This is a genomic window from Rhodococcus sp. 14-1411-2a, from assembly GCF_002259485.1.
GTDB lineage: Bacteria > Actinomycetota > Actinomycetes > Mycobacteriales > Mycobacteriaceae > Rhodococcoides.
In genome coordinates, this window is the sequence record NZ_NPGA01000019.1 from 206,545 (window position 1) to 227,540 (window position 20,996).

Here is a 20,996-nt window from a genome sequence, read left to right on the forward strand (position 1 = left end):
CAGCCGGGGACGGCGCACCGTTCTCGGCGTGGGACGATAGGGAAACCCGTTCGCTCATTTCGAACACGCCAGCCGAAGGATACGAGTGCCCAGCTTCGCCGACACGACGTTCACCGATCCGTCCAGGATCAGGAACTTCTGCATCATCGCCCACATCGACCACGGCAAGTCGACGCTGGCCGACCGGATGTTGCAGCTCACGGGCGTCGTCGACGACCGGTCGATGCGCGCTCAGTACCTGGACCGGATGGATATCGAGCGCGAGCGTGGCATCACCATCAAGGCGCAGAACGTCCGGCTCCCGTGGGTCGTCGACGGCGAGGAATTCGTGCTGCACCTCATCGACACGCCCGGCCACGTCGACTTCACCTACGAGGTATCGCGCGCCCTCGAGGCCTGCGAAGGTGCAGTGCTGCTCGTCGACGCCGCGCAGGGCATCGAGGCGCAGACGCTCGCGAACCTCTACCTCGCTCTCGACAAAGAGCTCACCATCATCCCGGTGCTGAACAAGATCGACCTGCCCGCCGCCGACCCGGACCGCTACGCCGCCGAGATCGCCCACATCATCGGGTGCGAGGCCGACGACGTGCTCCGCGTGTCCGGTAAGACGGGTGTGGGCGTCGAGGAACTTCTCAACGAGGTCGTCAAGCTGGTTCCGGCCCCGGTCGGCAACCCGGACGGGCCTGCCCGCGCGATGATCTTCGACTCGGTCTACGACACCTACCGCGGCGTCGTCACCTACGTTCGCGTGGTCGACGGTGCGCTGAATCCGCGCGAGAAGGTCACGATGATGTCGACCGGCTCGACGCACGAGCTGCTCGAGGTCGGGATCGTCTCACCCGATCCGAAGGCGACCAAGGGCCTGGGCGTCGGCGAAGTGGGGTACCTCATCACCGGCGTGAAGGACGTCCGCCAGTCGAAGGTCGGCGATACCGTCACCACCTTCCGCAAGGGTGCGACCGAGCCGCTCACCGGTTACCGCGAGCCCCGTCCGATGGTGTACTCGGGCCTCTATCCGCTCGACGGTTCGGATTACCCCGACCTGCGTGACGCTCTCGAGAAGCTGCAGCTCAACGACGCGGCACTGACGTACGAGCCGGAGACGTCGGTGGCTCTCGGCTTCGGTTTTCGCTGCGGCTTCCTCGGTCTGCTGCACATGGAGATCACCCGCGAGCGGCTCGAGCGAGAGTTCAACCTGGACCTGATCTCGACGTCGCCGAACGTGGTCTACCGCGTCGAGATGGAAGACGGTGCCGAGCACATCGTGACCAACCCGTCGTACTGGCCCGAGGGCAAAGCGCGCGAAGTGTTCGAGCCGATGGTCAAGTGCACCATCATCTCGCCGAGCGAATTCATCGGTTCCATCATGGAACTGTGCCAGGGACGACGCGGAGAACTCGGGGGCATGGACTATCTGTCCGAGACCCGCGTCGAGCTGCGGTACACCATTCCCATGGCCGAGATCATCTTCGACTTCTTCGACATCCTGAAGTCCCGAACACGCGGATACGCCAGCCTCGACTACGAGGAGATCGGCGAGCAGAGCGGTGCGCTGGTCAAGGTCGACATCCTGCTGCAGGGTGAGGCCGTCGATGCGTTCTCGGCGATCGTGCACAAGGACGCTGCTGCGGCCTACGGCAACAAGATGACGACCAAGCTCAAGGAACTGATCCCGCGCCAGCAGTTCGAGGTGCCGATCCAGGCCGCCATCGGATCTCGCATCATCGCCCGCGAGAACATCCGCGCGATCCGCAAGGACGTGCTGGCCAAGTGCTACGGCGGCGACATCAGCCGTAAGCGCAAGCTGCTCGAGAAGCAGAAAGAGGGCAAGAAGCGGATGAAGACGATCGGCCGCGTCGAGGTGCCACAGGAAGCCTTTGTCGCCGCGTTGTCGTCGGAATCCTCGTCGGACAAGCCCAAGAAGTAACCTCACACCCTTTCTGTCGACTGCACGCCCCTGCTCACATCGGAGCCGGGGCGCGCAGTTGTCAGTGAGGGCGCGCGGTCCCCACCACATCCAGCCGCGCATGGCGGGCGAGTACATTTCGAACCTGTGACGACGCCGATTCTGAAGCAGCTGCGTGTTCCCGTTGTCGGTGCGCCGATGGCAGGCGGCCCGAGTACTCCCGAACTCGCCCGTGCGGTGTCGGAGGCAGGTGGGCTGGGCATGATCGCCGGTGCGCTGTTGACACCCGAAGCCTTTGCGGCGCAGATCGATTCGGTGCGCGATCTGCTGTTCGGTGTCAATCTCTTTCTGCCGGAGGAGCCATCGGGTGCGGATGTGGCGTCCTATGCCGAGCACCTGACGTCCTGGTTCGAGCGTTTCGATGCGGAGCCGGGAGAGTTGGTGCGCCGGGACGACTTCTACGCCGAGAAGTTCGCCTGGCTGCTGGCACACCCGGTACCGCTGGTGTCGAGTACGTTCGCGACGTTCGACGCGGATGAAGTCGCCCAGTTGCACGCCGTGGGGACCGAGGTGTGGGCCACCGTCGCCACCGCGTCGGACGCATCGGTGGCCACCGCGAACGGGGTGGACGCGCTCGTGGTGCAGGGACCCGAAGCGGGCGGGCACCGAGGCACGTTCGACGGGTCGGCCCCGGACGAACCACTGACCGAACAGCTGCTCGCAGTGCGCGAGACATCCGACCTACCGCGAATCGCCGCGGGGGGACTGATGGACGGCAACGACATTGCGCCACTGCTCGATTCGGGTCTTGCGCACGCGGCTCAGCTAGGTACGGCGTTGTTGAACACACCCGAGGCCGGCACCAAACCCGTACACCGTGAGCAACTGACGCTTGCTCCCGACACTGCGGTGACCAGGGCATTCTCCGGCCGCCCTGCGCGGGGTCTGGTGAACGAGTTCATGCGCGAGAACTCCGATGTCGCACCGCTGGCGTACCCCGATCTGCACTACTTGACGGCGCCGATGCGCGCGAAGGCCGCAGCGGCGGGAGACCCGTCGGGACTGTCGATGTGGGCCGGCACCGGTCATCGCCGGGCACAGGCGAAGCCCGCGGCCGAGCTGATCGCCGAATGGGCGAGGCAACTCGGCCGCTGAGCCCTCCCTCTCAGGGGTTGGAGTGGGCGGGCTGGAAGTGCCCTGCCACCTGAGCTTCCTCGGCGCGGATGACGTGCACCACCGCGTTGATGAGTGCGAGGTGGGTGAATGCCTGCGGGAAGTTACCGAGGTGACGGCCGGTGCGGTGGTCGATCTCCTCGGCGTAGAGCTTGAGTGGGCTCGCGTACCCCAACAGACGCTCGCAGAGGTGCTTGGCGCGAGGGAGCTCACCGATCTCGACCAGCGCCGACACGAGCCAGAAGGAGCAGATCGTGAACGTACCTTCCTCACCCGCCAGACCGTCGTCGGTGGTGTCGGTTCGGTAGCGCAGGACCAGGCCGTCCTCGGTCAGCTCGTCGGCAATGGCGAGCACTGTCGCGCGGATGCGTTCGTCCTCGGCAGGCAGGAATCGAAGCAGCGGTGCGAGCAGCAGTGACGCATCCAGCGACGGGTCACCGTAGCGCTGAGTGAGGACACCCCGAGAATCGGTGCCGTTCTCGAGAATGTCCGCCTTGATCTCGTCGGCGATTTCGTTCCACTTGGCCGAATACTCCTTCTCGCCGTGGATGTCGGCGAGCTTGGCCCCGCGGTCGAGTGCGACCCAGCACATGAGCTTCGAGGAGGTGAAGTGCTGCGGTTCACCGCGCACCTCCCAGATGCCGCGATCGGGCTTGCGCCAGTTGGCGATCGCCTCCTCCACCTGTCGCTTGAGCAGGGGCCACAGGAATTCGGGGACGTGCTCGCGCGACTTGACGTGCAGATACACCGAGTCGAGCATCGTGCCCCAGATGTCGTGCTGCTCTTGGTCGTAGGCTCCGTTGCCGATACGTACCGGACGTGCGCCGTCGTATCCGGACAGGTGCGGCAACTCGCTCTCGTCGAGTGTCTTCTCGCCGCCGATGCCGTACATGACCTGGAGCGGATTGACCTCGCCGTTCGCCGTTGTCGCCACATCGGACATGAACGCGAAGAAGTCGTTGGCCTCCCGGTCGAGTCCGAGTGTGTAGAGGCCCCACAGTGCGAACGTCGAGTCGCGTACCCACGTGTAGCGGTAGTCCCAGTTCCGTTCTCCACCCGGTGTTTCCGGAAGCGAGGTGGTCGACGCCGCCAGCAGCGCACCGGTGGGGGCGTAGGTCAGTCCCTTGAGCGTCAGGGCACTGCGCTGCAGGTAGCCCCGCCACGGGTGATCGGGGAATCGGCCGATCGTGATCCACTGCCGCCAGCATTCGGACGTGCGCCACATCTTGTCCGCGGCCTCCTCGAACGTCTGCGGCGCAGGCAGATCCGACCACGACAGAGCGACGAACACGTTGTCGCCCTCCGTCATTCGAGTGCGGGCGCGGGCTTCACGTCCTTCGATGCCGATGCGGAGATTGGTGGTCAGCTTCAATGTGGGCTGATCGCCGCCCGCACTGGCTTCGCAGGTGGCGGTGGTCTCCTCGTACACCTTGCCGGTGTACTCCCACTTCGCCGGCGCGCGGTGGTAGTCGAAGGCGGGCTCGCAGCTCATCTCGAGTTCGACTGTGCCGCTGACGCACTTGATGGTGCGCAGCAGGATGTGTTCGGCGTCCCAGTCGCTCGGTGCGCGCTTGTGAGTGCGAGAGCGTTGATCGGTGTTGTGCCACGGTCCCATGACGAGTGCGTCGCGGACGATGAGCCAACCGGTCTCGGTCTGCCACGTCGTCTCGACGATCAGGCCACCGGGCAGATACCGCCGTGCCGCGGGGACCGATTGACCGTACGGCCCGACACGGAAATGGCCTGCGCTGCGATCGAGAACCGCGCCGAAGATGCTGGGGGAGTCCGGCCGAGGCACGCACATCCACTCGACCGATCCGTTTCGAGCGATCAAGCAGGTCGTCTCGCAGTCCGAGAGGAACGCATAGTCGTCGATCGGCGGAAAGGCGCTCCGGTAGGACGTCAGGGTGGACACCGGTGCGTCGGTGCTGCCCAACGCTCCCTGGACCTCGACCCCGCCCAAACCTGGATGCCCCGACCCCATGGCGGGCTCGTCGGCCACCGGGGGCACTGGCGAAAGATCTTCGTATGCCGTCATGGCGTAATCATCGACCGATAGATGGCATGCGTCCACTGCTGGTCGTCGATCGGCGTGGCGTGAGAGCGGAACGAGCTGGTTTAAGCTGCGAGGGTGGAATCGATCGCACGCTGGTGGGACGGCGTCGAACTGTGGGTGACGGGTTTGCCGTTCGTGCCGCAGTCGGTAGTCGTGCTGCTGGTCATCGTGCCTACCGCGTTCCTGCTGGCACGAGTGTTCGATCGTGTGCTCGCGGTGGTTCTGCACGTGCTCGGGCGTGATGCACGGGCGGCTCGCGATGCGGAGCCGACGGGTGCGGCCACCACTACGACGAAGGATGGACAGTAATGCCACGGTCTCGGGTCACGTTGGCGCTCATCGCGCTGCTGGTGCTGGTTGTCATCGCCTGGTTGCTCACTAGATAGCCGATTAGAGTCGGTCCGGAACCTCTGCTAGATTTCTGACCGTGTCTTCTGCCGCCGAGTATCGCGTCCGCCATCAGTTGGCGTTGATCGCTGTCGGCATGCTGGCAGTCGCCGATATCGACTGTTGTTGATTCTTTCCTTCGTCGAATCGGTTCCGTCGATCCGTTGCCCACGCGCCTACTTCTCGGGGCCGGGCGGTTCACGACGTACTTTCTGCCGCCCTCGGTGATCTCGCGATGACTCGCGGCCACGGTGGTGCCCCGGTTCGACTTCGGGAATGTCGACCATGCCCAGTTCGTACTCATTGCACACTGTCACGAAAGGCCTTTTCTCGATGAGGCACAGCTCTCGCTACCTGCTGACCACGTTCGCGGCTGTGGGAACCCTTCTGCTCACCGCATGCAACGGCGGATCCAGTGACGTCGTCGGCGGTGAGCCGGACACCGCGAGCGGCCCCGCACTGACCCTCGTGGGCTACGCCGTCCCCAAGAATGGTTGGGACGCAATCGGTCCCGCCTTCGCCGCAACCGAGGACGGTGACGGAACGGCGATCAACGCGGACTACGGCGCATCGGGCAACCAGTCACGCAAGGTGGCCGACGGCGCACCCGCCGATATCGTCAACTTCTCGGTCGAGCCCGACATCACCCGTCTGGTGCAGGCTGGCAAGGTCGACGAGGACTGGAACCAGAATGCCTACGCCGGAGTGCCGTTCGGCTCCGTGGTGACGATCGTCGTGCGCGAAGGCAACCCCAAGAACATCCGTACCTGGGACGATTTGGTCAAGCCCGACGTTCAGGTCATCAGCCCCAGCCCGCTCAGTTCGGGTTCGGCCAAGTGGAACCTGCTCGCCCCCTACGCGGCGAAGAGCAACGGCGGACAGGACAAGCAGGCCGGTCTCGACTTCGTTCGCACCCTCGTTGCCGATCACTTCCCGGTTCAGCCCGAATCCGGCCGCGCCGCAACCGAAGCCTTTCTGCAGGGCCAGGGTGATGCGTTGCTCAGCTACGAGAACGAAGCACTCCTGATCGAGGAACAGGGGCAGAGCGTGGAGCACGTCGACGTTCCCGTCACGTTCCGCATAGACAATCCCGTGGCAGTGATCAACGACAGCGCCAATCTCGATCGCGCCAATGCGCTGAACGATTTCGTCTACACCGACGAGGGGCAGAAGATCTGGGCAGAGGCCGGCTTTCGCCCGACGAACCCGGACATCGCGTCGGAGTACTCCGACAAGTTCTTCACCCCCGAAAAGCTGTACACCATCGACGATCTCGGTGGCTGGACGCAGGTCGACGCGGACCTGTTCGGAGACAACGGTGCCATCGCCACGATCTACCAAGACAGCACCAGGTAGCGATCATGTCCCTATCGAGCAGCGAACCCGCGCCGTCGGATTCGACCGTCCCGCCCAGCGCGACACGACGGTTTCGTGCCGGGCGGGAAGGCCGAAAGTTCCGTGGCCCGGGATCGGTCGGTCCGCTCGGACTCGGCGTCGCGGTGTTGTGGCTCAGCGTCATCGTGCTGCTTCCGTTGGCGGCGTTGACGGTTCAGTCGTTCGACGACGGTCTCACCGGCTTCTGGAACGCGGTCACCGAGCAACGCGCGCTGGCCACGTTCAAGGTGACGTTGCAGGTGTCGGTGGCCGCGGCCGTGGTCAACCTGTTTCTCGGCACGCTGATCGCGTGGGTCCTGGTTCGTGACGAGTTTCCGGGCAAGCGTTTCGTCAACGCCCTGATCGATCTGCCGTTCGCACTGCCGACCATCGTGGCGAGCCTGGTTCTGCTGTCGCTGTACGGTCCGGCGAGTCCGGTCGGGTTGGTGTTCAACGCAACGAAGCCCGCGGTGATCGTCGCGCTGCTGTTCGTCACGTTGCCGTTCGTGGTGCGAGCGGTTCAGCCGGTGCTGATCGAGCTCGACAAGGACGTCGAGGAGGCCGCGGCCTCGCTCGGCGCGAACAACTGGACCATCTTCCGTCGCATCGTCCTGCCGGTCCTGCTGCCGGCGATCCTCAGCGGTGGGGGGCTCGCCTTCGCGCGCGCCATCGGTGAATTCGGGTCGGTGGTGCTCATCGGCGGCAACATCCCCAACGACACACAGGTGGCGTCCCAATACATTCGTGAGCTCATCGAGTACGACCGTCCCACCGACGCGGCGGCGATCTCGGTAGTGCTGCTGGCGATCGCGTTCGCGGTGCTGTTCGTACTGCGCGTGGTCGGCAATCGCTTGGCCCGACGTGAGGAGCAGATCTCGTGAAAATCGGTCTGCCGATCAAGCTGACGCTGCGCACCGTGGCTCTGTTGTATCTCGCCGTTCTGGTGCTCTTTCCACTCGGCACCATCCTGTTTCGCACGTTCGAGGACGGCGTCGTCGCCTTCTGGGAGCAGATCACCACCCCGGCTGCGCAGTCGGCACTGCAGCTGTCGTTGTTGATCGTCGCGATAGTCGTTCCGATCAACATCGTGTTCGGTGTGGTGACCGCCCTGGCGCTCGTGCGCGGACGGTTCCGTGGCAAAGGTGTTCTGGAAGCCATCGTCGATCTGCCGTTCGCGGTGTCGCCGATCATCACCGGCGTTGCGCTGATCCTGCTGTGGGGTGCCAACGGATGGTTCGGCGGCGTCGAAAGCCTCGGCTTCAAGGTGATTTTCGCGCTTCCTGGCATGGTCGTCGCGACGATCTTCGTCACGCTGCCGTTCGTCGTGCGCGAGGTCGAACCCGTGCTGTACGAGATCGGTGAGGAGCAGGAGGAGGCCGCCTCGACGCTCGGTGCGTCGTCGTGGCAGACGTTCTGGCGCATCACTCTTCCGGCGATCCGGTGGGGGTTGACGTACGGCGTCGTACTCACCGTCGCACGGTCGCTCGGCGAGTTCGGTGCGGTGATCATGGTCTCGACCAATTTGCCCGGCATTTCCCAGACACTCACGCTGCTGGTCAATTCACGGTACGAGGACTTCAATCAACAGGGCGCGTACGCCGCGTCCACACTGCTCATGGCGATAGCCGTCGTCGTGCTGCTGTTGATGACGGCCCTCGACAAGAAGAGGACGAAGTAATGACCGAGACATCCCCCGAGATCGAGATCTCCGTCGTCGGTGCCGACAAGCACTACGGCGACTTCGCAGCGCTCGACGACGTCAGCATCGACATCCCCAAGGGATCGTTGACGGCGCTGCTCGGGCCCAGTGGCTCGGGCAAGTCCACCCTGCTGCGCTCCATCGCCGGGCTCGAACAACTCGATTCCGGCCGGGTGGTGCTCGCCGGTCAGGATGTGACGTGGGTCAGCCCGCAGCGCCGTGAGATCGGGTTCGTCTTCCAGCACTACGCGGCGTTCAAGCACCTCACAGTGCGCGACAATGTCGCCTTCGGTCTGCAGATTCGCAAGCGGCCCAAGGCCGAGATTGCCAAGAAGGTCGACGAGTTGCTCGAGATCGTCGGGCTCGCCGGGTTCCAGAGTCGCTACCCGGCCCAGCTGTCCGGTGGACAGCGCCAGCGCATGGCATTGGCCCGCGCACTCGCCGTCGACCCGCAGGTGCTGCTCCTCGACGAGCCCTTCGGCGCGCTCGACGCCAAGGTGCGTGCCGATCTCCGCACGTGGCTGCGACGACTGCACGACGAGGTCCACGTCACCACCGTGCTGGTGACCCACGATCAGGAGGAGGCGCTCGACGTCGCCGATCGGATCGCGGTGCTCAACAAGGGCCGCATCGAACAGGTGGGCAGTCCGGAGGATCTCTACGATCGCCCGGCAAACAACTTCGTGATGTCGTTCCTCGGTCAGGTCGCCCGACTGAACGGACTTCTGGTGCGGCCGCACGACATTCGCGTCGGACGTGACCCGTCGTTGGCGCAGGCTCAGGCCAGCGGAACGGCCGAATCGGCCGGTGTGACGCGGGCCGTCGTCGAGCGGGTGGTGCACCTCGGCTTCGAGGTGAAGGTCGAATTGAAGAATGCGGCCACCGGTGAACTGTTCGCGGCGCAGATCACCCGCGGCGACAGTGAGGCTCTCGGTCTGTGCGAGGGCGAGACGGTGTATGTGCGAGCGACTCGGGTGCCGAAAATCGCAGACGCTAGCGATGCCGACGCGATTGCTGGTGCACGGGTTCGTTGAACCGGTGCGGTAGAGCGTTCGGCTCCGGTGCTGCACCAGCTCGTGCCGCAGGAGTGGAGCCTGCGGAACGACCCATTGAGACTGCGGAGTCGTAGCGCCGCGACACCAGATCTGCCAGCGCTGGATGTGCTCCGATGACCTCGGCGTGCACCACATTCGGTAGGCCTGCGACCGAGGCTTCGATCCTGTCGGTCAGCAGTCCGGGGGCCAGGAACCAGGGTGCCACGACGATGCGGTCGGCTCCCAGTGCGCGCAGCTGTGCGATCGCATCGGTGGGGGACGGGGAGACCGATGTCGCAAAGCAGGTGACCGCCCCAGCCCAGCCTGTCCCGGTCAGTAGCTTCTCCGCGATGACACGAGTGCGCTGATTGGCCGGTGCCACCGAGGAGCCGACCGCGGCAAGAGCGATTCCGACCGTCGAATCGGTTACTGCGACACCGGTGTCGGTGATGCGGTCGCGGACTGCGTCGATGAGGAGTCGGTCGTCTCCCAGAACGTCGGCTTGCGTTATCGAGACGTGCGGGTGTCGCGTTCTTGCGGCCTGCAGTAATTCGGGCAGATCGACTTTTGCGTGAAAAGCCTTGCCCAGCAACATCGGAACTGCGACGATGCGTGCGTGTCCGGCAACGGCCAGGTCGTCGACCACCTGATCGACGCCGGGCTCGGAGAGATCGAGAAACGCCACGCGCACGTCCAGATCCGGTCGCCGCCGACGCAGGGCGTCGACGGCGCGGTGGATCGTCGCGCTCGAGCGCGGGTCACGGCTGCCGTGGGCAACCGCGATCAGTGCGCTCACGCCGGAACTGCCGACCCCAGCTCGACGGCAGCCAGAGCGTTGCCCACGAGCCCGGCAGCCAACGTGTTGCCGCCGGCCGGATCGATCAGCAGGAAGCTGCCCGTGTGCCGGTTGACGGCGTAGTCGTCTGCCACGATGGGTTCGGCGACGCGCACCGAGATTCGGCCGATCTCATTGAGCTCCAACGACTCCGGACCTTCGTGTGCGGTGAGCTCCTGCTCGTCGAATCGCTCGATCAGGGTCCCGACGATGGCCTGGGTGGTGCGAGTGCCGTGCTTGAGCAGCAGGCGAGCGCCCGGGCGGAGCGGCTTCTCGGCGAGCCAGCACACCGTGGCCTCGAAGTCGCCGATCGGCTCCGGTGCGTCCTGCGGGGAGGCGATGGTGTCGCCGCGCGAGACGTCGACATCGTCGGCGAGTACGAGGGTGACACTGCGTCCGGCATGAGCGGTACGCAATTCCCCGTCCGCGGTATCGATGCGCTCGACTGTCGTTCGGGTGCCGGAGGGCAGGATGACGACCTCGTCGCCGACGTCGACGGAGCCCGCCGCGACCTGGCCGGCATATCCGCGGTAGTCCGGGAACTCCGCTGTGCGCGGCCGGATCACGTACTGCACGGGGAATCGCAGACCGACCCGGTGCGGTTCGGCGTCGACCGGAACCGACTCGAGGTGCTCGATGAGGGTGGGTCCGTCGTAATACGGGGTCTTGTCCGACTTCACCGCGACGTTGTCGCCGTGCAGTGCGGACACCGGGATCTCGATGACGTCCTCGCTGGACCAGCCGAGGGAGGAGGTCAGCGAGTTGAACTCGGCCGAGATCTCGGCGAACACCGTTGCGGGGTCCTCGACCAGATCGATCTTGTTGACCGCGAGTACCAGGCGCGGAACGCCGAGCAGAGCGAGAACCGCTGCGTGCCTGCGGGTCTGCGTGATGACACCCTTGCGGGCGTCGACCAGCAGGATGACGAGCTGAGCCGTCGAGGCACCGGAGACGGTATTGCGGGTGTACTGAACGTGGCCGGGGGTATCGGCCAGTACGAACGAGCGGTGCGGCGTCGCGAAGTAGCGATAGGCGACATCGATGGTGATGCCCTGTTCACGCTCGGCGCGCAGGCCGTCGACCAGGAGGGACAGGTCCGGAGTGGCCAGCCCCTTGTCCACCGAGGCCCGAGTGACGGCGTCGATCTGGTCGGCCAGAACGGATTTGGTGTCGTATAGGAGCCGTCCGACGAGCGTCGACTTACCGTCGTCGACGCTCCCCGCGGTGGCGAGGCGAAGAAGCTGCGTTCCTGTGCTGCTCATCAGAAGTATCCTTCTCGTTTGCGATCTTCCATGGCAGCCTCGGAGACGCGGTCGTCGCCGCGGGTGGCTCCGCGTTCGGTCAGCCTGGACGCGGCTACCTCGGCGAGGATTGCCTCGTTGTCGGCGGCCTCGGACAGCACGGCACCGGTGGTTGATCCGTCGCCGACGGTGCGGTAGCGCACCGACAGGGTCTGCAGCTCCTCGTTCTCGGCCGGTCCGCCCCAGACGCCGGGCGTCATCCACATGCCGTCACGCTGGTAGACGGGTCGCTGATGGGCGTAGTAGATGCTCGCCAGTTCCACGTCGTCACGGGCGATGTAGCGCCAGATGTCGAGTTCGGTGAAGTTGCTGAGCGGGAACACGCGCACCTGCTCGCCGGGGGAATGCTTGCCGTTGTACAGGTTCCACAGTTCGGGTCGCTGCTTCTTGGGCTCCCACTGGCCGAATGCGTTGCGCAGCGAGAAGATCCGCTCTTTCGCACGGGCCCGCTCCTCGTCGCGTCGGGCACCGCCGAAGACGGCGTCGAACCGATTTTCGGAGATCGCGTCGAGGAGGGGCACGGTCTGCAGCGGGTTGCGAATGCCGTCGGGGCGCTCGGTGAGGCGTCCGTCGGCGAGATACTCCTCGACGCTGGCCACGTGCAGACGCAGGTTGTATTTGGCGACCACGTGATCGCGGAAGTCCAGCACCTCCTGCAGGTTGTGTCCGGTGTCGACGTGCAGCAGTGCGAACGGCAGGGGAGCGGGCCAGAACGCCTTGATCGCCAGGTGCAGCAGAACGGTCGAGTCCTTGCCGCCGGAGAACAGGATGACGGGGCGCTCGAACTCGCCCGCCACCTCACGGAAGATGTGGATGGCCTCGGATTCGAGTGCGTCGAGGGTGTCGAACCGATCTGCGTCGAGATGGGTCCGACCGACGGTGGCCGAGGTGAGATCGAGTGTCATGAGGCGTGCAACCCACATTCGGTCTTGGCCTTGCCGGCCCAACGACCGCTACGCGGGTCGGCTCCGGGGGCAGGTTTGACGGTGCACGGTGCGCACCCGATGGACGGATAGCCTTCGTCGACGAGGGGATTGACCAGAATCGAATGTTCGTCGATGTAGGCCTGCATCTGCTCGTCGGACCACGGCGCGATCGGGTTGATCTTGACCAGACCGAAGGCGTCGTCGAACGAGATGAGCGGGGCGTTGGCGCGGGTGGGGGCCTCGACCCGGCGGATACCGGTGACCCAGGCGCTGTAATTCGCCAGTTCCTTCTTCAGCGGGGCGACCTTGCGCATCGCACAGCAGCGATTGGGCTCGCGGGCGAACAGGTCCTTGCCGTCGATCGCATCCTGTTCTGCGACAGTCTTCTCGGCTCGGGCGTTGACGACCCGGACGCCGTAGACGGACTCGACGGCGTCGCGCGTCCCGATGGTCTCGGCGAAGTGGTAGCCGGTGTCGAGGAACAGCACGTCCACACCGGGATGAACCTGTGCAGCGAGGTGAACGAGCACCCCGTCCTGCATGTTGGAGGCAACGATGAAGTCGTCACCGAAGTTGTCCTCGGTCCACTGCAACAACTCCAGCGGACTCGCCCCGTCGAGTTCGCGGGCACCGCGCTCGGCGATGTCCTTCAATTCCTCCACCGTCAAATTCAACCTGGTACTCATCGCAAATCCGCCTCGTCTGCTCGCACGGCCCACTGAGCGAACCGTTCGCCGTCCTCGCGGTGCTTGTCGAAATTGCGCACCACTCTGTCGATGTAATCTCCCAGCTCGGAGCTGTTGACCTTGTGCTGGCGCAACTTTCGGCCGAACGCACTGTCCAGTCCGAGGCTGCCTCCGAGATGAACCTGGAAACCCTCGATCTGATTCCCGTCCCCGTCGTCGACCAACAGGCCCTTGAAGCCGATGTCGGCGATCTGCGACCGTGCGCACGAATTGGGGCAGCCGTTGATGTTGATGGTGATCGGCACGTCGAGTTTGCTGTTGATGTCGGACAGGCGCTCTTCGAGCTCGGGGACGAGAACCTGTGAGCGCTTGCGGGTTTCGGCGAACGAGAGCTTGCAGAACTCGATGCCGCTGCACGCCATCAGGTTCTTGCGCCAGTGCGAGGGCCGGGCAGGTAGGCCCAGCGCATCGAGGTCGGAGATCAGCTGCTCGAGCGTCTCGTCGGGAACGTCGAGGACGATCAGCTTCTGGTACGGCGTGAACCGCACGCGATCCGACCCGGCATTCTCGGCAGCGTCGGCGACGGCGGCGAGGATGGTGCCGGAGACGCGGCCCGCGATGGGTGCCACCCCGACGGCGTTGAGGCCGTTCTTGAGCTTCTGGATCCCGACGTGATCGCGGGGCCGAGCGGGCTTCTCGGGCGCCGGGCCGTCGATGAGCTTGCGGTGCAGGTATTCGTCCTCGAGGACCTGGCGGAACTTCTCGATGCCCCAGTCCTTGATGAGGAACTTCAGGCGCGCCTTGGTACGAAGCCTGCGGTAGCCGTAGTCACGGAAGATCGAGACGACGCCTTCCCATACGTCGGGAACGTCCTCTAGCGGAACCCAGACGCCGACTCGCTGCGCGAGCATGGGGTTGGTGGACAGGCCGCCGCCGACCCACAGGTCGAGTCCGGGCCCGTGCTCGGGATGCACGACGCCGACGAACGCGCAGTCGTTGATCTCGTGCACCACGTCCTGGAGGCCCGAGATCGCCGTCTTGAACTTGCGAGGCAGATTGGAGTACTCGGGCTTGCCGATGTAGCGCTCGACGATCTCGTCGATGGCGGAGGTGGGGTCGAGGATCTCGTCGACGGCCTCGCCGGCGAGCGGGGAACCGAGCACCACGCGGGGGCAGTCGCCGCACGCCTCGGTGGTCTTCAGGCCGACCGCTTCGATTCGACGCCAGATCTCGGGGACGTTCTCCACCTCGACCCAGTGGAACTGCACGTTCTCACGGTCGGACAGGTCTGCGGTGTCGCGACCGAACTCCTGGGAGATCTGCGCCAGAGTGCGCAGTTGCTCGAGGTTCAGCGCACCGGCATCGCACCGGATCCGCATCATGAAGTACTTCGCCTCGAGGAGGTCGATGTTGTCGTCACCGGTGAAGGTGCCGTCGTAGCCCTGCTCACGCTGGGTGTAGAGGCCCCACCAGCGAAAGCGGCCGCGAAGATCGCCCTTGTCGATGCTGTCGAAACCCTGCTTGGAGTAGATGTTCTCGATGCGGGCTCGCACGTTCAGCGGGTTGTCGTCCTTCTTGGACTGCTCGTTGGCGTTCAGTGGCTCCCGGTACCCCAGTGCCCACTGTCCCTCGGCTCGGCGCTTGGTCGGACGCGGTGTGCGCTCCCGTGGTGTGACGGAGGCAGCGTCGGTGGTCGCGTCGCTGGTCGACGACATGCATTGCTCCTGCATCTTTGTGCTGGCCGGTACCCGGTACGGGAGCGCAGATCAGTGCTCGCTCGACGACAGTGGTAAACCGGTGGATCGAATGGACGTGCTCGAAGGAGGGCTGGTCAGCAGCCGGTCGTGTATCGACACGACGCGCTGCAGACACGGCCGAGATCGACATGGCGGCGCGCCACGAGTCGAATTCCTGAGTCGGTCACGGGAGTCATTGTGCCACGTCATCGGGGCGATGGACGACCGCGGCGGCTATTTACCCCGATTTCGAGGTAAATAGGCTGGCAGGGCGTGTGGGATCGGGTGTGCCCGAACTCTGGGACACTGGAAGGCGTGAATACCGTCGTACCCGTCCCGTCCACCTTCGAGTTGCCGACCGAGGCGTTCGACGGAGTGGGGGACCGCGCGTTCGGGATCTACGTGCACGTTCCGTTCTGCGCCACGCGGTGCGGGTACTGCGACTTCAACACCTACACGGCGGGTGAGCTGGGCACATCGGCGTCGCCGCAGTCCTGGTTGGAGGGTCTGCGACGTGAGTTGGACACCGCCGCGGGGCTGATGCGGGCCCGCACGGGTCGCGTTCCGACGGCAGACACCGTCTTCGTCGGCGGTGGCACCCCGTCACTGCTCGGGGGCGACGGTCTGGCCGACGTCCTGGGTGCGGTTCGGTCGAGTTTCGGATTGACCGACGGCGGCGAGGTGACCACGGAATCCAACCCGGAATCGACGTCACCGGAATTCTTCGACCGGCTTCGTGACGCCGGCTTCACCCGCATCTCGCTCGGAATGCAGTCCGCTGCACCACATGTGCTTGCCGTCCTCGATCGCACCCACACGCCCGGTCGAGCGGTCGCCGCGGCAAAGGAAGCGCGCGCGGCCGGTTTCGAGCACGTCAATCTCGACCTCATCTACGGCACTCCCGGCGAGCGAGACAGCGATCTGGACCAGTCCCTCGCGGCAGTGCTCGAGGCCGGCGTCGACCACGTCTCGGCCTACGCGCTGATCGTCGAGGACGGCACCGCCATGGCCCGCAAGGTTCGCCGCGGTGAGTTGCCTGCACCCGATGACGACGTGCTGGCGAGCCGGTACGAGCGCATCGACACGGCGATGAACGCCGCAGGGCTGTCCTGGTACGAGGTGTCGAACTGGGCCACCGACGCCGACGCGCAGTGCCGCCACAACATCGGCTACTGGGACGGCGGCGACTGGTGGGGCGCTGGGCCCGGCGCACACAGCCACATCGGCGGCACCCGGTTCTGGAACGTCAAACACCCGGCCGCGTACGCCGATCGCCTTGCCACAGGACACCTACCGGTGCACGGCAGCGAATTGCTCAGCGCCGAGGATCGACACCTGGAAGAGCTGATGTTGACCGTCCGACTCCGCTCGGGAGTGCCGATGAGGTTGCTCGGGCCGGCCGAGCGCGCCGCTGCCGAACAGACCGTCGCAGACGGGTTGATGGTGCGCCGCGGAGAACGACTCGTGCTCACCGACCGGGGCCGATTGCTGGCCGACGCGGTGGTGCGCACCATCGCTGCCGCCTGAACAGTCTGTTTCAGGCGCTCAGTGCGTCGTAGTCGAACACCCTGGCGTGCAACACCGTTCGATTGCGCAGTGCCGCACGCACTGCGCGGTGCAAGCCGTCTTCGAGGTAGATGACGCCGCGGAACTGCACCGCGTGGGGGAACAGATCGCCGTAGAAGGTGGAGTCCTCGGACAGCAATCTGTCCAGCTCGAGCACCTTGGTGGTGGTGACGATCTCGTCCAGACGCAGCTGGCGTGGCGGGATTCTCGACCAGTCCCTGATGGACAGACCGTGCTCGGGGTACGGCTTTCCGTCACGAACACCCTTGAAGATCATCGCGAGCCTCGAGCCGCTGGACCGAATCGAAAGAACGTTTCCACTCGGACCACAGTAAGGCCTTGCACGAGCATGCGTTCGCCGGCTACTAGACTCGAGCGACGATTGGAAACGAGAACGGAGGTGGGCACCGATGTCGAGCACCGACGACAGGCGGTTCGAGGTTCTACGAGCGATCGTGGCGGACTACGTGTCCACCCAGGAACCCGTCGGTTCACGTGCCCTGGTCGAACGCCACAACCTGGGGGTGTCCAGTGCAACGGTGCGCAACGACATGGCCGTGCTCGAGGCCGAGGGGTACATCGCGCAGCCGCACACCAGTTCCGGTCGGGTGCCGACCGACAAGGGCTATCGGCAGTTCGTCGACCGAATAGCGGACGTCAAGCCGCTGTCCGCGGCCGAACGCCGCGCCATCCTCGAGTTCCTCGAGAACGGCGTCGACCTGGACGACGTGCTGCGACGCGGCGTCCGATTGCTGGCTCAGTTGACCCGGCAGGTTGCCGTGGTGCAGTACCCCACGCTGTCGGCGTCCTCGGTTCGCCATTTGGAAGTGGTAGCGCTCACCCCGGCCCGGCTGCTGTTGGTGCTCATCACCGACTCCGGGCGAGTCGATCAGCGCATCGTCGAACTCGGTGACGTCATCGACGACGAGAATCTTGCGCAGCTGCGGCGTCTTCTCGGCGGTGCACTCGAGGGCAAGCGGCTGGCGGCGGCATCGGCTGCGGTGGCCGAACTCGCCGAGAACGCTCCACCTGCGCTACGCGACGCGATGATTCGATCGGCCACGGTGCTGGTGGAATCGCTCGTCGAGCATCCCGAGGAACGCCTGGTTCTCGGCGGGACGGCGAACCTGACGCGCAATGCCGCCGATTTCGCCGGCGACGCGGGGTTTCCCGGATCGCTCAGGGCGGTACTCGAGGCGCTGGAAGAGCAAGTGGTCGTCCTCAAGCTGCTCGCAGTGACGCAGGACACCCGCACCGTCACGGTGCGGATCGGCGAGGAGACGCAGGTCGAGGAAATGCGCGGGACATCGGTGATTTCCACCGGGTACGGGTCGGCTGGCATGGTCCTCGGAGGAATGGGTGTTCTCGGGCCGACCCGAATGGACTACCCAGGAACAATTGCGTCGGTCGCCGCGGTTGCCAGGTACATCGGCGAGGTCCTGGCCGAGCGCTGAGACGAGCGAGAACCGATCGAACGCCGGCGGCGGGGGCACGGACGGCCGGCACACAGCTTCACCGAACGAGATTCATCTTCTAGGACGAAAGAGACGACGTGGCACGGGATTATTACGGGACTTTGGGCGTCGGCCAGCAGGCGACGGACCAGGAGATCAAGCGCGCCTACCGCAAGCTGGCGCGAGAGCTGCACCCGGACGTCAACCCGGACGAGGCCGCGCAGGCTCGGTTCAAGGACATCTCCACCGCATACGAGGTGCTCTCCGATCCGGAGAAGCGTCGCATCGTCGACCTCGGCGGCGACCCGCTGCAGCAGGGCGGCGGAGGCGGCGGCGGTGGTGGATTCGGTGGTGCCGGGTTCGGCGGCGGCCTGGGAGATGTGTTCGAGGCGTTCTTCGGCGGCGGTGCGGGCGGATCCCAGCGCGGGCCCAAGGGGCGCGTCCAGCCGGGAGCGGATTCGCTGTTGCGTACCAAGCTCACCCTGGACGAGTGCGCGACGGGCGTGACCAAGCACATCACCGTCGACACGGCGATTCTCTGCGACCTGTGCACGGGCTCGGGCACCAACGGTGACTCCAAGCCGGTTCGCTGCGATACCTGCGGCGGTGCCGGTGAAGTGCAGTCGGTGCAGCGCTCGTTCCTCGGCCAGGTCATGACCAGCCGTCCGTGTCCCACCTGCCGCGGCGCAGGCGAGACCATTCCCGACCCCTGCCGCAAGTGTGGCGGCGACGGTCGCGTCCGGTCGCGTCGCGACATCTCGGTCAAGGTGCCGGTCGGCGTGAGCAACGGCATGCGCATTCGTCTCGCCTCTCAGGGCGAGGTCGGTCCCGGCGGCGGACCCGCGGGAGACCTGTACGTGGAGATCGTCGAACAGCAGCACGAGGTGTTCGTGCGCGACGGTGACGACCTGCACTGCACCGTCCGTGTTCCGATGGTCGACGCCGCTCTCGGCACCTCGGTCAACATCGACGCGATCATCGACGGACCCACCGAGATCTCGATCGAGCAAGGCACACAACCGAATTCGACGACGGTGCTGCGCGGTCACGGTATGCCCAAGCTGCGGTCAGGTATTCGCGGCGATCTGCACGCGCACCTCGAGGTCATCGTGCCGACCAAGCTCGACAGCAAGCAGACCCATCTGCTCGAACAGCTCAGGTCGATGCGCGACCGCGACTCGGCGGAGGTCGTCACCACCGGTTCGGCGCACAGCGGCGGTCTGTTCTCGCGGTTGCGGGAAGCGTTCAGCGGTCGCTGATCGATGGCCCCCACGGTCTTCTACCTCTCGCCTCTACCGAACGTCGGCGAGCTCGCGGTGCTCGACGGCAAGGAAGGGCACCATGCCGCGACGGTGAGGCGCATCCGGGTGGGCGAGCGGGTGTTGCTCGGTGACGGAGCGGGCGGCCTGGCCGACGCGGTCGTCGCCGCAGCGGAGAAGAACCGGCTCGAACTGACCGTGCAATCGCGCAGTGAGATGCCGCGTCCCACTCCGGTGGTGACGCTGGTGCAGGCATTGCCGAAGGCGGACCGATCGGAGCTCGCCGTCGAGCTGGCCACGGAAGCGGGCGTCGATGCTGTGGTGCCCTGGCAGTCCGCGCGATGCGTCGCACGGTGGGAGGGCCCGAAGGCGGCCAAGGGCGTCGCGAAGTGGCGCAGCACCGCGGCGGAAGCAGCCAAGCAGTCGCGTCGGGCATTCATCCCCGAGGTGTCCGAGCTGCACGATTCGCGGGAGGTCAACGCCTTCGTACGCGGCGTCGTCGAGCGCGGCGGGATCGTCGCCGTGCTGCACGAGGCGGCTACTTCGGCGTTCCGGGACCTGCCGTTCGACTCGGTTCCCGAGGTCGTGATCGTCGTCGGACCCGAGGGTGGTCTCGACGACAGGGAGGTCGCCGCTCTCACCGAGGCGGGTGCGACGCCGGTGGTGCTGGGCCCGACGGTGCTGCGGACCTCCACGGCAGGAGCTGTGGCTCTGGGCGCGCTGGGCGTCCTGACCTCGCGGTGGACCCAACTCCCGCCCGACTTCCAGAACGCATGAGCGCGCGGATCAAGATCGCGTACGGCGATCATCCGGAGCAGTTCGGTCACCTCTACCTGCCGGCGGAGTCGATGGATCACCGGACGCCGGTGGTCGTGGTGGTGCACGGCGGGTTCTGGAGCGGACAGTACGGGTCCAGTCTGGGTACTCAGTTCGCCCGCGCAGTCGCCGCAGCCGGAGCGGTGGCGTGGAACATCGAGTACCGACGCGTCGGCGCAGGTGGGCACTGGCCGGAGATGCAGTCCGATGTGACTGCGGCACTCGACGTGGTTGCAGGGGAACTGCAGCACCATGCTCCGGTCGGGATCGACGACGTCCGCGTCATCGGCCACTCCGCCGGCGGTCACCTGGCCGTGTGGCTCGGCGGCGAGACCGGCACGAAGGTCCGCCCGTCGCGCATCGTCTCGCAGGCCGGAGTTCTCGATCTCGAGCCGCGCGGTGCGTCGGGACGGACGAACCCGGCGGTCGAGGCGCTGTTGCAGGCCCGATACGAGGACGACCCCGAGCTGTACCGGTCGGCCTCGCCCGCGGCCCGCACGCCCATCGGCATCCCGACGATCGCCCTGCACGGATCCGAGGACATCCAGGTGCCCGCGGCGCAGAGCGAGAGGTACGTAGCGTTGGCGCGCGCTGCCGGAGACGACGCGCGACTGACGATCGTGCCGGGGGAAGATCACTTCGCTTTCCTGAATCCCGATTCCCGGTGTTGGGCGCTCTCGCTCGACGCCGTGCTCGGTGCCACCAGCGAGTAATGGGAATGCGCATCGTTGCTGCGGCGTTAAACTCGATCCATACCGAATGCACGTCCGAGAAGCCGACACCAGAGA

The 20,996-nt window shown here is 65.7% G+C and carries 20 protein-coding genes; 13 read left to right on the plus strand and 7 right to left on the minus strand.

Annotation, left to right across the window (positions count from 1 at the left end; translation table 11 throughout):
* The first annotated feature begins 79 nt into the window (after positions 1-79).
* Positions 80-1,927, plus strand: a complete 1,848-nt coding sequence (gene lepA / locus CH291_RS19625; protein ID WP_045194648.1) for a translation elongation factor 4 — start codon at positions 80-82, stop codon at positions 1,925-1,927.
* 126 nt (positions 1,928-2,053) lie between these two features.
* Positions 2,054-3,061, plus strand: a complete 1,008-nt coding sequence (locus CH291_RS19630) for a nitronate monooxygenase (protein ID WP_094688408.1) — start codon at positions 2,054-2,056, stop codon at positions 3,059-3,061.
* A 10-nt stretch (positions 3,062-3,071) separates the two neighbouring features.
* Here the strand turns inward: CH291_RS19630 and CH291_RS19635 are convergent, their stop codons facing one another.
* Positions 3,072-5,063, minus strand: a complete 1,992-nt coding sequence (locus CH291_RS19635; RefSeq protein WP_373454812.1) for a glycoside hydrolase family 15 protein — start codon at positions 5,061-5,063, stop codon at positions 3,072-3,074.
* 147 nt (positions 5,064-5,210) lie between these two features.
* Here CH291_RS19635 and CH291_RS19640 point away from each other — a divergent pair, with 147 nt between their 5' ends.
* The 6 genes from CH291_RS19640 (at position 5,211) to CH291_RS19660 (ending at position 9,629) form a co-directional block, all read left to right on the plus strand.
* Entirely contained in the window at positions 5,211-5,444 is a 234-nt protein-coding gene (locus CH291_RS19640) for a hypothetical protein (protein WP_068052375.1), read from the plus strand.
* Positions 5,445-5,562: 118 nt separating this feature from the next.
* Positions 5,563-5,652, plus strand: a complete 90-nt coding sequence (locus tag CH291_RS27450; RefSeq protein WP_310180897.1) for an Ms4533A family Cys-rich leader peptide — start codon at positions 5,563-5,565, stop codon at positions 5,650-5,652.
* Positions 5,653-5,855: 203 nt separating this feature from the next.
* A complete protein-coding gene (locus CH291_RS19645) occupies positions 5,856-6,878 on the plus strand; it encodes a sulfate ABC transporter substrate-binding protein (RefSeq protein ID WP_094640416.1) in 1,023 nt (340 codons plus the stop codon).
* A gap of 5 nt (positions 6,879-6,883) precedes the next feature.
* Complete coding sequence (gene cysT / locus CH291_RS19650; RefSeq protein WP_082898920.1) at positions 6,884-7,777, plus strand: sulfate ABC transporter permease subunit CysT; 894 nt, start codon at positions 6,884-6,886, stop codon at positions 7,775-7,777.
* The gene (gene cysW, locus CH291_RS19655; protein ID WP_094688409.1) at positions 7,774-8,574 is read left to right on the plus strand and encodes a sulfate ABC transporter permease subunit CysW; all 801 of its coding nucleotides are present in this window, start codon (positions 7,774-7,776) and stop codon (positions 8,572-8,574) included. Before cysT ends, cysW begins: the two co-directional genes overlap by 4 nt.
* On the plus strand, positions 8,574-9,629 hold the full coding sequence (locus tag CH291_RS19660) for a sulfate/molybdate ABC transporter ATP-binding protein (protein ID WP_094688410.1): 1,056 nt from the start codon (positions 8,574-8,576) through the stop codon (positions 9,627-9,629). Before cysW ends, CH291_RS19660 begins: the two co-directional genes overlap by 1 nt.
* On the opposite strand, the gene CH291_RS19665 is transcribed toward CH291_RS19660, so the two are convergent.
* From CH291_RS19665 to CH291_RS19685, 5 genes are read right to left on the minus strand one after another with little or no spacing between them, the layout of a single operon-like run.
* Entirely contained in the window at positions 9,589-10,425 is an 837-nt protein-coding gene (locus CH291_RS19665) for a sirohydrochlorin chelatase (RefSeq protein ID WP_094688411.1), read from the minus strand. The two genes, CH291_RS19660 and CH291_RS19665, sit on opposite strands and share 41 nt — an antisense overlap.
* Positions 10,422-11,726, minus strand: a complete 1,305-nt coding sequence (locus tag CH291_RS19670) for a sulfate adenylyltransferase subunit 1 (RefSeq protein ID WP_068052363.1) — start codon at positions 11,724-11,726, stop codon at positions 10,422-10,424. The genes CH291_RS19665 and CH291_RS19670 overlap by 4 nt, the downstream gene beginning before the upstream one ends.
* Entirely contained in the window at positions 11,726-12,670 is a 945-nt protein-coding gene (gene cysD, locus CH291_RS19675) for a sulfate adenylyltransferase subunit CysD (protein WP_068052360.1), read from the minus strand. Before cysD ends, CH291_RS19670 begins: the two co-directional genes overlap by 1 nt.
* Positions 12,667-13,377, minus strand: a complete 711-nt coding sequence (locus tag CH291_RS19680; RefSeq protein WP_094640414.1) for a phosphoadenylyl-sulfate reductase — start codon at positions 13,375-13,377, stop codon at positions 12,667-12,669. The genes cysD and CH291_RS19680 overlap by 4 nt, the downstream gene beginning before the upstream one ends.
* The gene (locus tag CH291_RS19685) at positions 13,374-15,092 is read right to left on the minus strand and encodes a nitrite/sulfite reductase (protein ID WP_094688412.1); all 1,719 of its coding nucleotides are present in this window, start codon (positions 15,090-15,092) and stop codon (positions 13,374-13,376) included. Before CH291_RS19685 ends, CH291_RS19680 begins: the two co-directional genes overlap by 4 nt.
* Before the next feature lie 336 nt (positions 15,093-15,428).
* Here CH291_RS19685 and hemW point away from each other — a divergent pair, with 336 nt between their 5' ends.
* Positions 15,429-16,640: a radical SAM family heme chaperone HemW gene (gene hemW / locus CH291_RS19690; RefSeq protein ID WP_094688413.1), complete on the plus strand. Its 1,212-nt coding sequence runs from the start codon at positions 15,429-15,431 to the stop codon at positions 16,638-16,640.
* 10 nt (positions 16,641-16,650) lie between these two features.
* Here the strand turns inward: hemW and CH291_RS19695 are convergent, their stop codons facing one another.
* Positions 16,651-16,956 (minus strand): type II toxin-antitoxin system VapB family antitoxin, encoded by a 306-nt coding sequence (locus CH291_RS19695; RefSeq protein WP_032379172.1) that lies wholly within the window; start codon positions 16,954-16,956, stop codon positions 16,651-16,653.
* 133 nt (positions 16,957-17,089) lie between these two features.
* Here CH291_RS19695 and hrcA point away from each other — a divergent pair, with 133 nt between their 5' ends.
* From hrcA to CH291_RS19715, 4 genes are all read left to right on the plus strand, one after another.
* Positions 17,090-18,133: a heat-inducible transcriptional repressor HrcA gene (gene hrcA / locus CH291_RS19700; RefSeq protein ID WP_027497502.1), complete on the plus strand. Its 1,044-nt coding sequence runs from the start codon at positions 17,090-17,092 to the stop codon at positions 18,131-18,133.
* Between the two features lie 98 nt (positions 18,134-18,231).
* Complete coding sequence (dnaJ, locus tag CH291_RS19705; protein ID WP_094669153.1) at positions 18,232-19,392, plus strand: molecular chaperone DnaJ; 1,161 nt, start codon at positions 18,232-18,234, stop codon at positions 19,390-19,392.
* A gap of 3 nt (positions 19,393-19,395) precedes the next feature.
* Positions 19,396-20,169, plus strand: a complete 774-nt coding sequence (locus CH291_RS19710; protein ID WP_094688414.1) for a 16S rRNA (uracil(1498)-N(3))-methyltransferase — start codon at positions 19,396-19,398, stop codon at positions 20,167-20,169.
* On the plus strand, positions 20,166-20,921 hold the full coding sequence (locus CH291_RS19715) for an alpha/beta hydrolase family protein (protein ID WP_094669151.1): 756 nt from the start codon (positions 20,166-20,168) through the stop codon (positions 20,919-20,921). The genes CH291_RS19710 and CH291_RS19715 overlap by 4 nt, the downstream gene beginning before the upstream one ends.
* Positions 20,922-20,996 lie beyond the last annotated feature (75 nt).

What these genes read in the sequence shown, in the direction of transcription:
- CH291_RS19635 (WP_373454812.1), bottom strand. Translation starts at nt 5,063, where the DNA reads ATGGGGTCGGGGCATCCAGGTTTGGGCGGGGTCGAGGTCCAGGGAGCG.
- CH291_RS19645 (WP_094640416.1), top strand. Translation starts at nt 5,856, where the DNA reads ATGAGGCACAGCTCTCGCTACCTGCTGACCACGTTCGCGGCTGTGGGA.
- cysT (WP_082898920.1), top strand. Translation starts at nt 6,884, where the DNA reads ATGTCCCTATCGAGCAGCGAACCCGCGCCGTCGGATTCGACCGTCCCG.
- CH291_RS19660 (WP_094688410.1), top strand. Translation starts at nt 8,574, where the DNA reads ATGACCGAGACATCCCCCGAGATCGAGATCTCCGTCGTCGGTGCCGAC.
- CH291_RS19670 (WP_068052363.1), bottom strand. Translation starts at nt 11,726, where the DNA reads ATGAGCAGCACAGGAACGCAGCTTCTTCGCCTCGCCACCGCGGGGAGC.
- cysD (WP_068052360.1), bottom strand. Translation starts at nt 12,670, where the DNA reads ATGACACTCGATCTCACCTCGGCCACCGTCGGTCGGACCCATCTCGAC.
- CH291_RS19680 (WP_094640414.1), bottom strand. Translation starts at nt 13,377, where the DNA reads ATGAGTACCAGGTTGAATTTGACGGTGGAGGAATTGAAGGACATCGCC.
- CH291_RS19685 (WP_094688412.1), bottom strand. Translation starts at nt 15,092, where the DNA reads ATGTCGTCGACCAGCGACGCGACCACCGACGCTGCCTCCGTCACACCA.
- CH291_RS19695 (WP_032379172.1), bottom strand. Translation starts at nt 16,956, where the DNA reads ATGATCTTCAAGGGTGTTCGTGACGGAAAGCCGTACCCCGAGCACGGT.
- hrcA (WP_027497502.1), top strand. Translation starts at nt 17,090, where the DNA reads ATGTCGAGCACCGACGACAGGCGGTTCGAGGTTCTACGAGCGATCGTG.
- CH291_RS19710 (WP_094688414.1), top strand. Translation starts at nt 19,396, where the DNA reads ATGGCCCCCACGGTCTTCTACCTCTCGCCTCTACCGAACGTCGGCGAG.
- CH291_RS19715 (WP_094669151.1), top strand. Translation starts at nt 20,166, where the DNA reads ATGAGCGCGCGGATCAAGATCGCGTACGGCGATCATCCGGAGCAGTTC.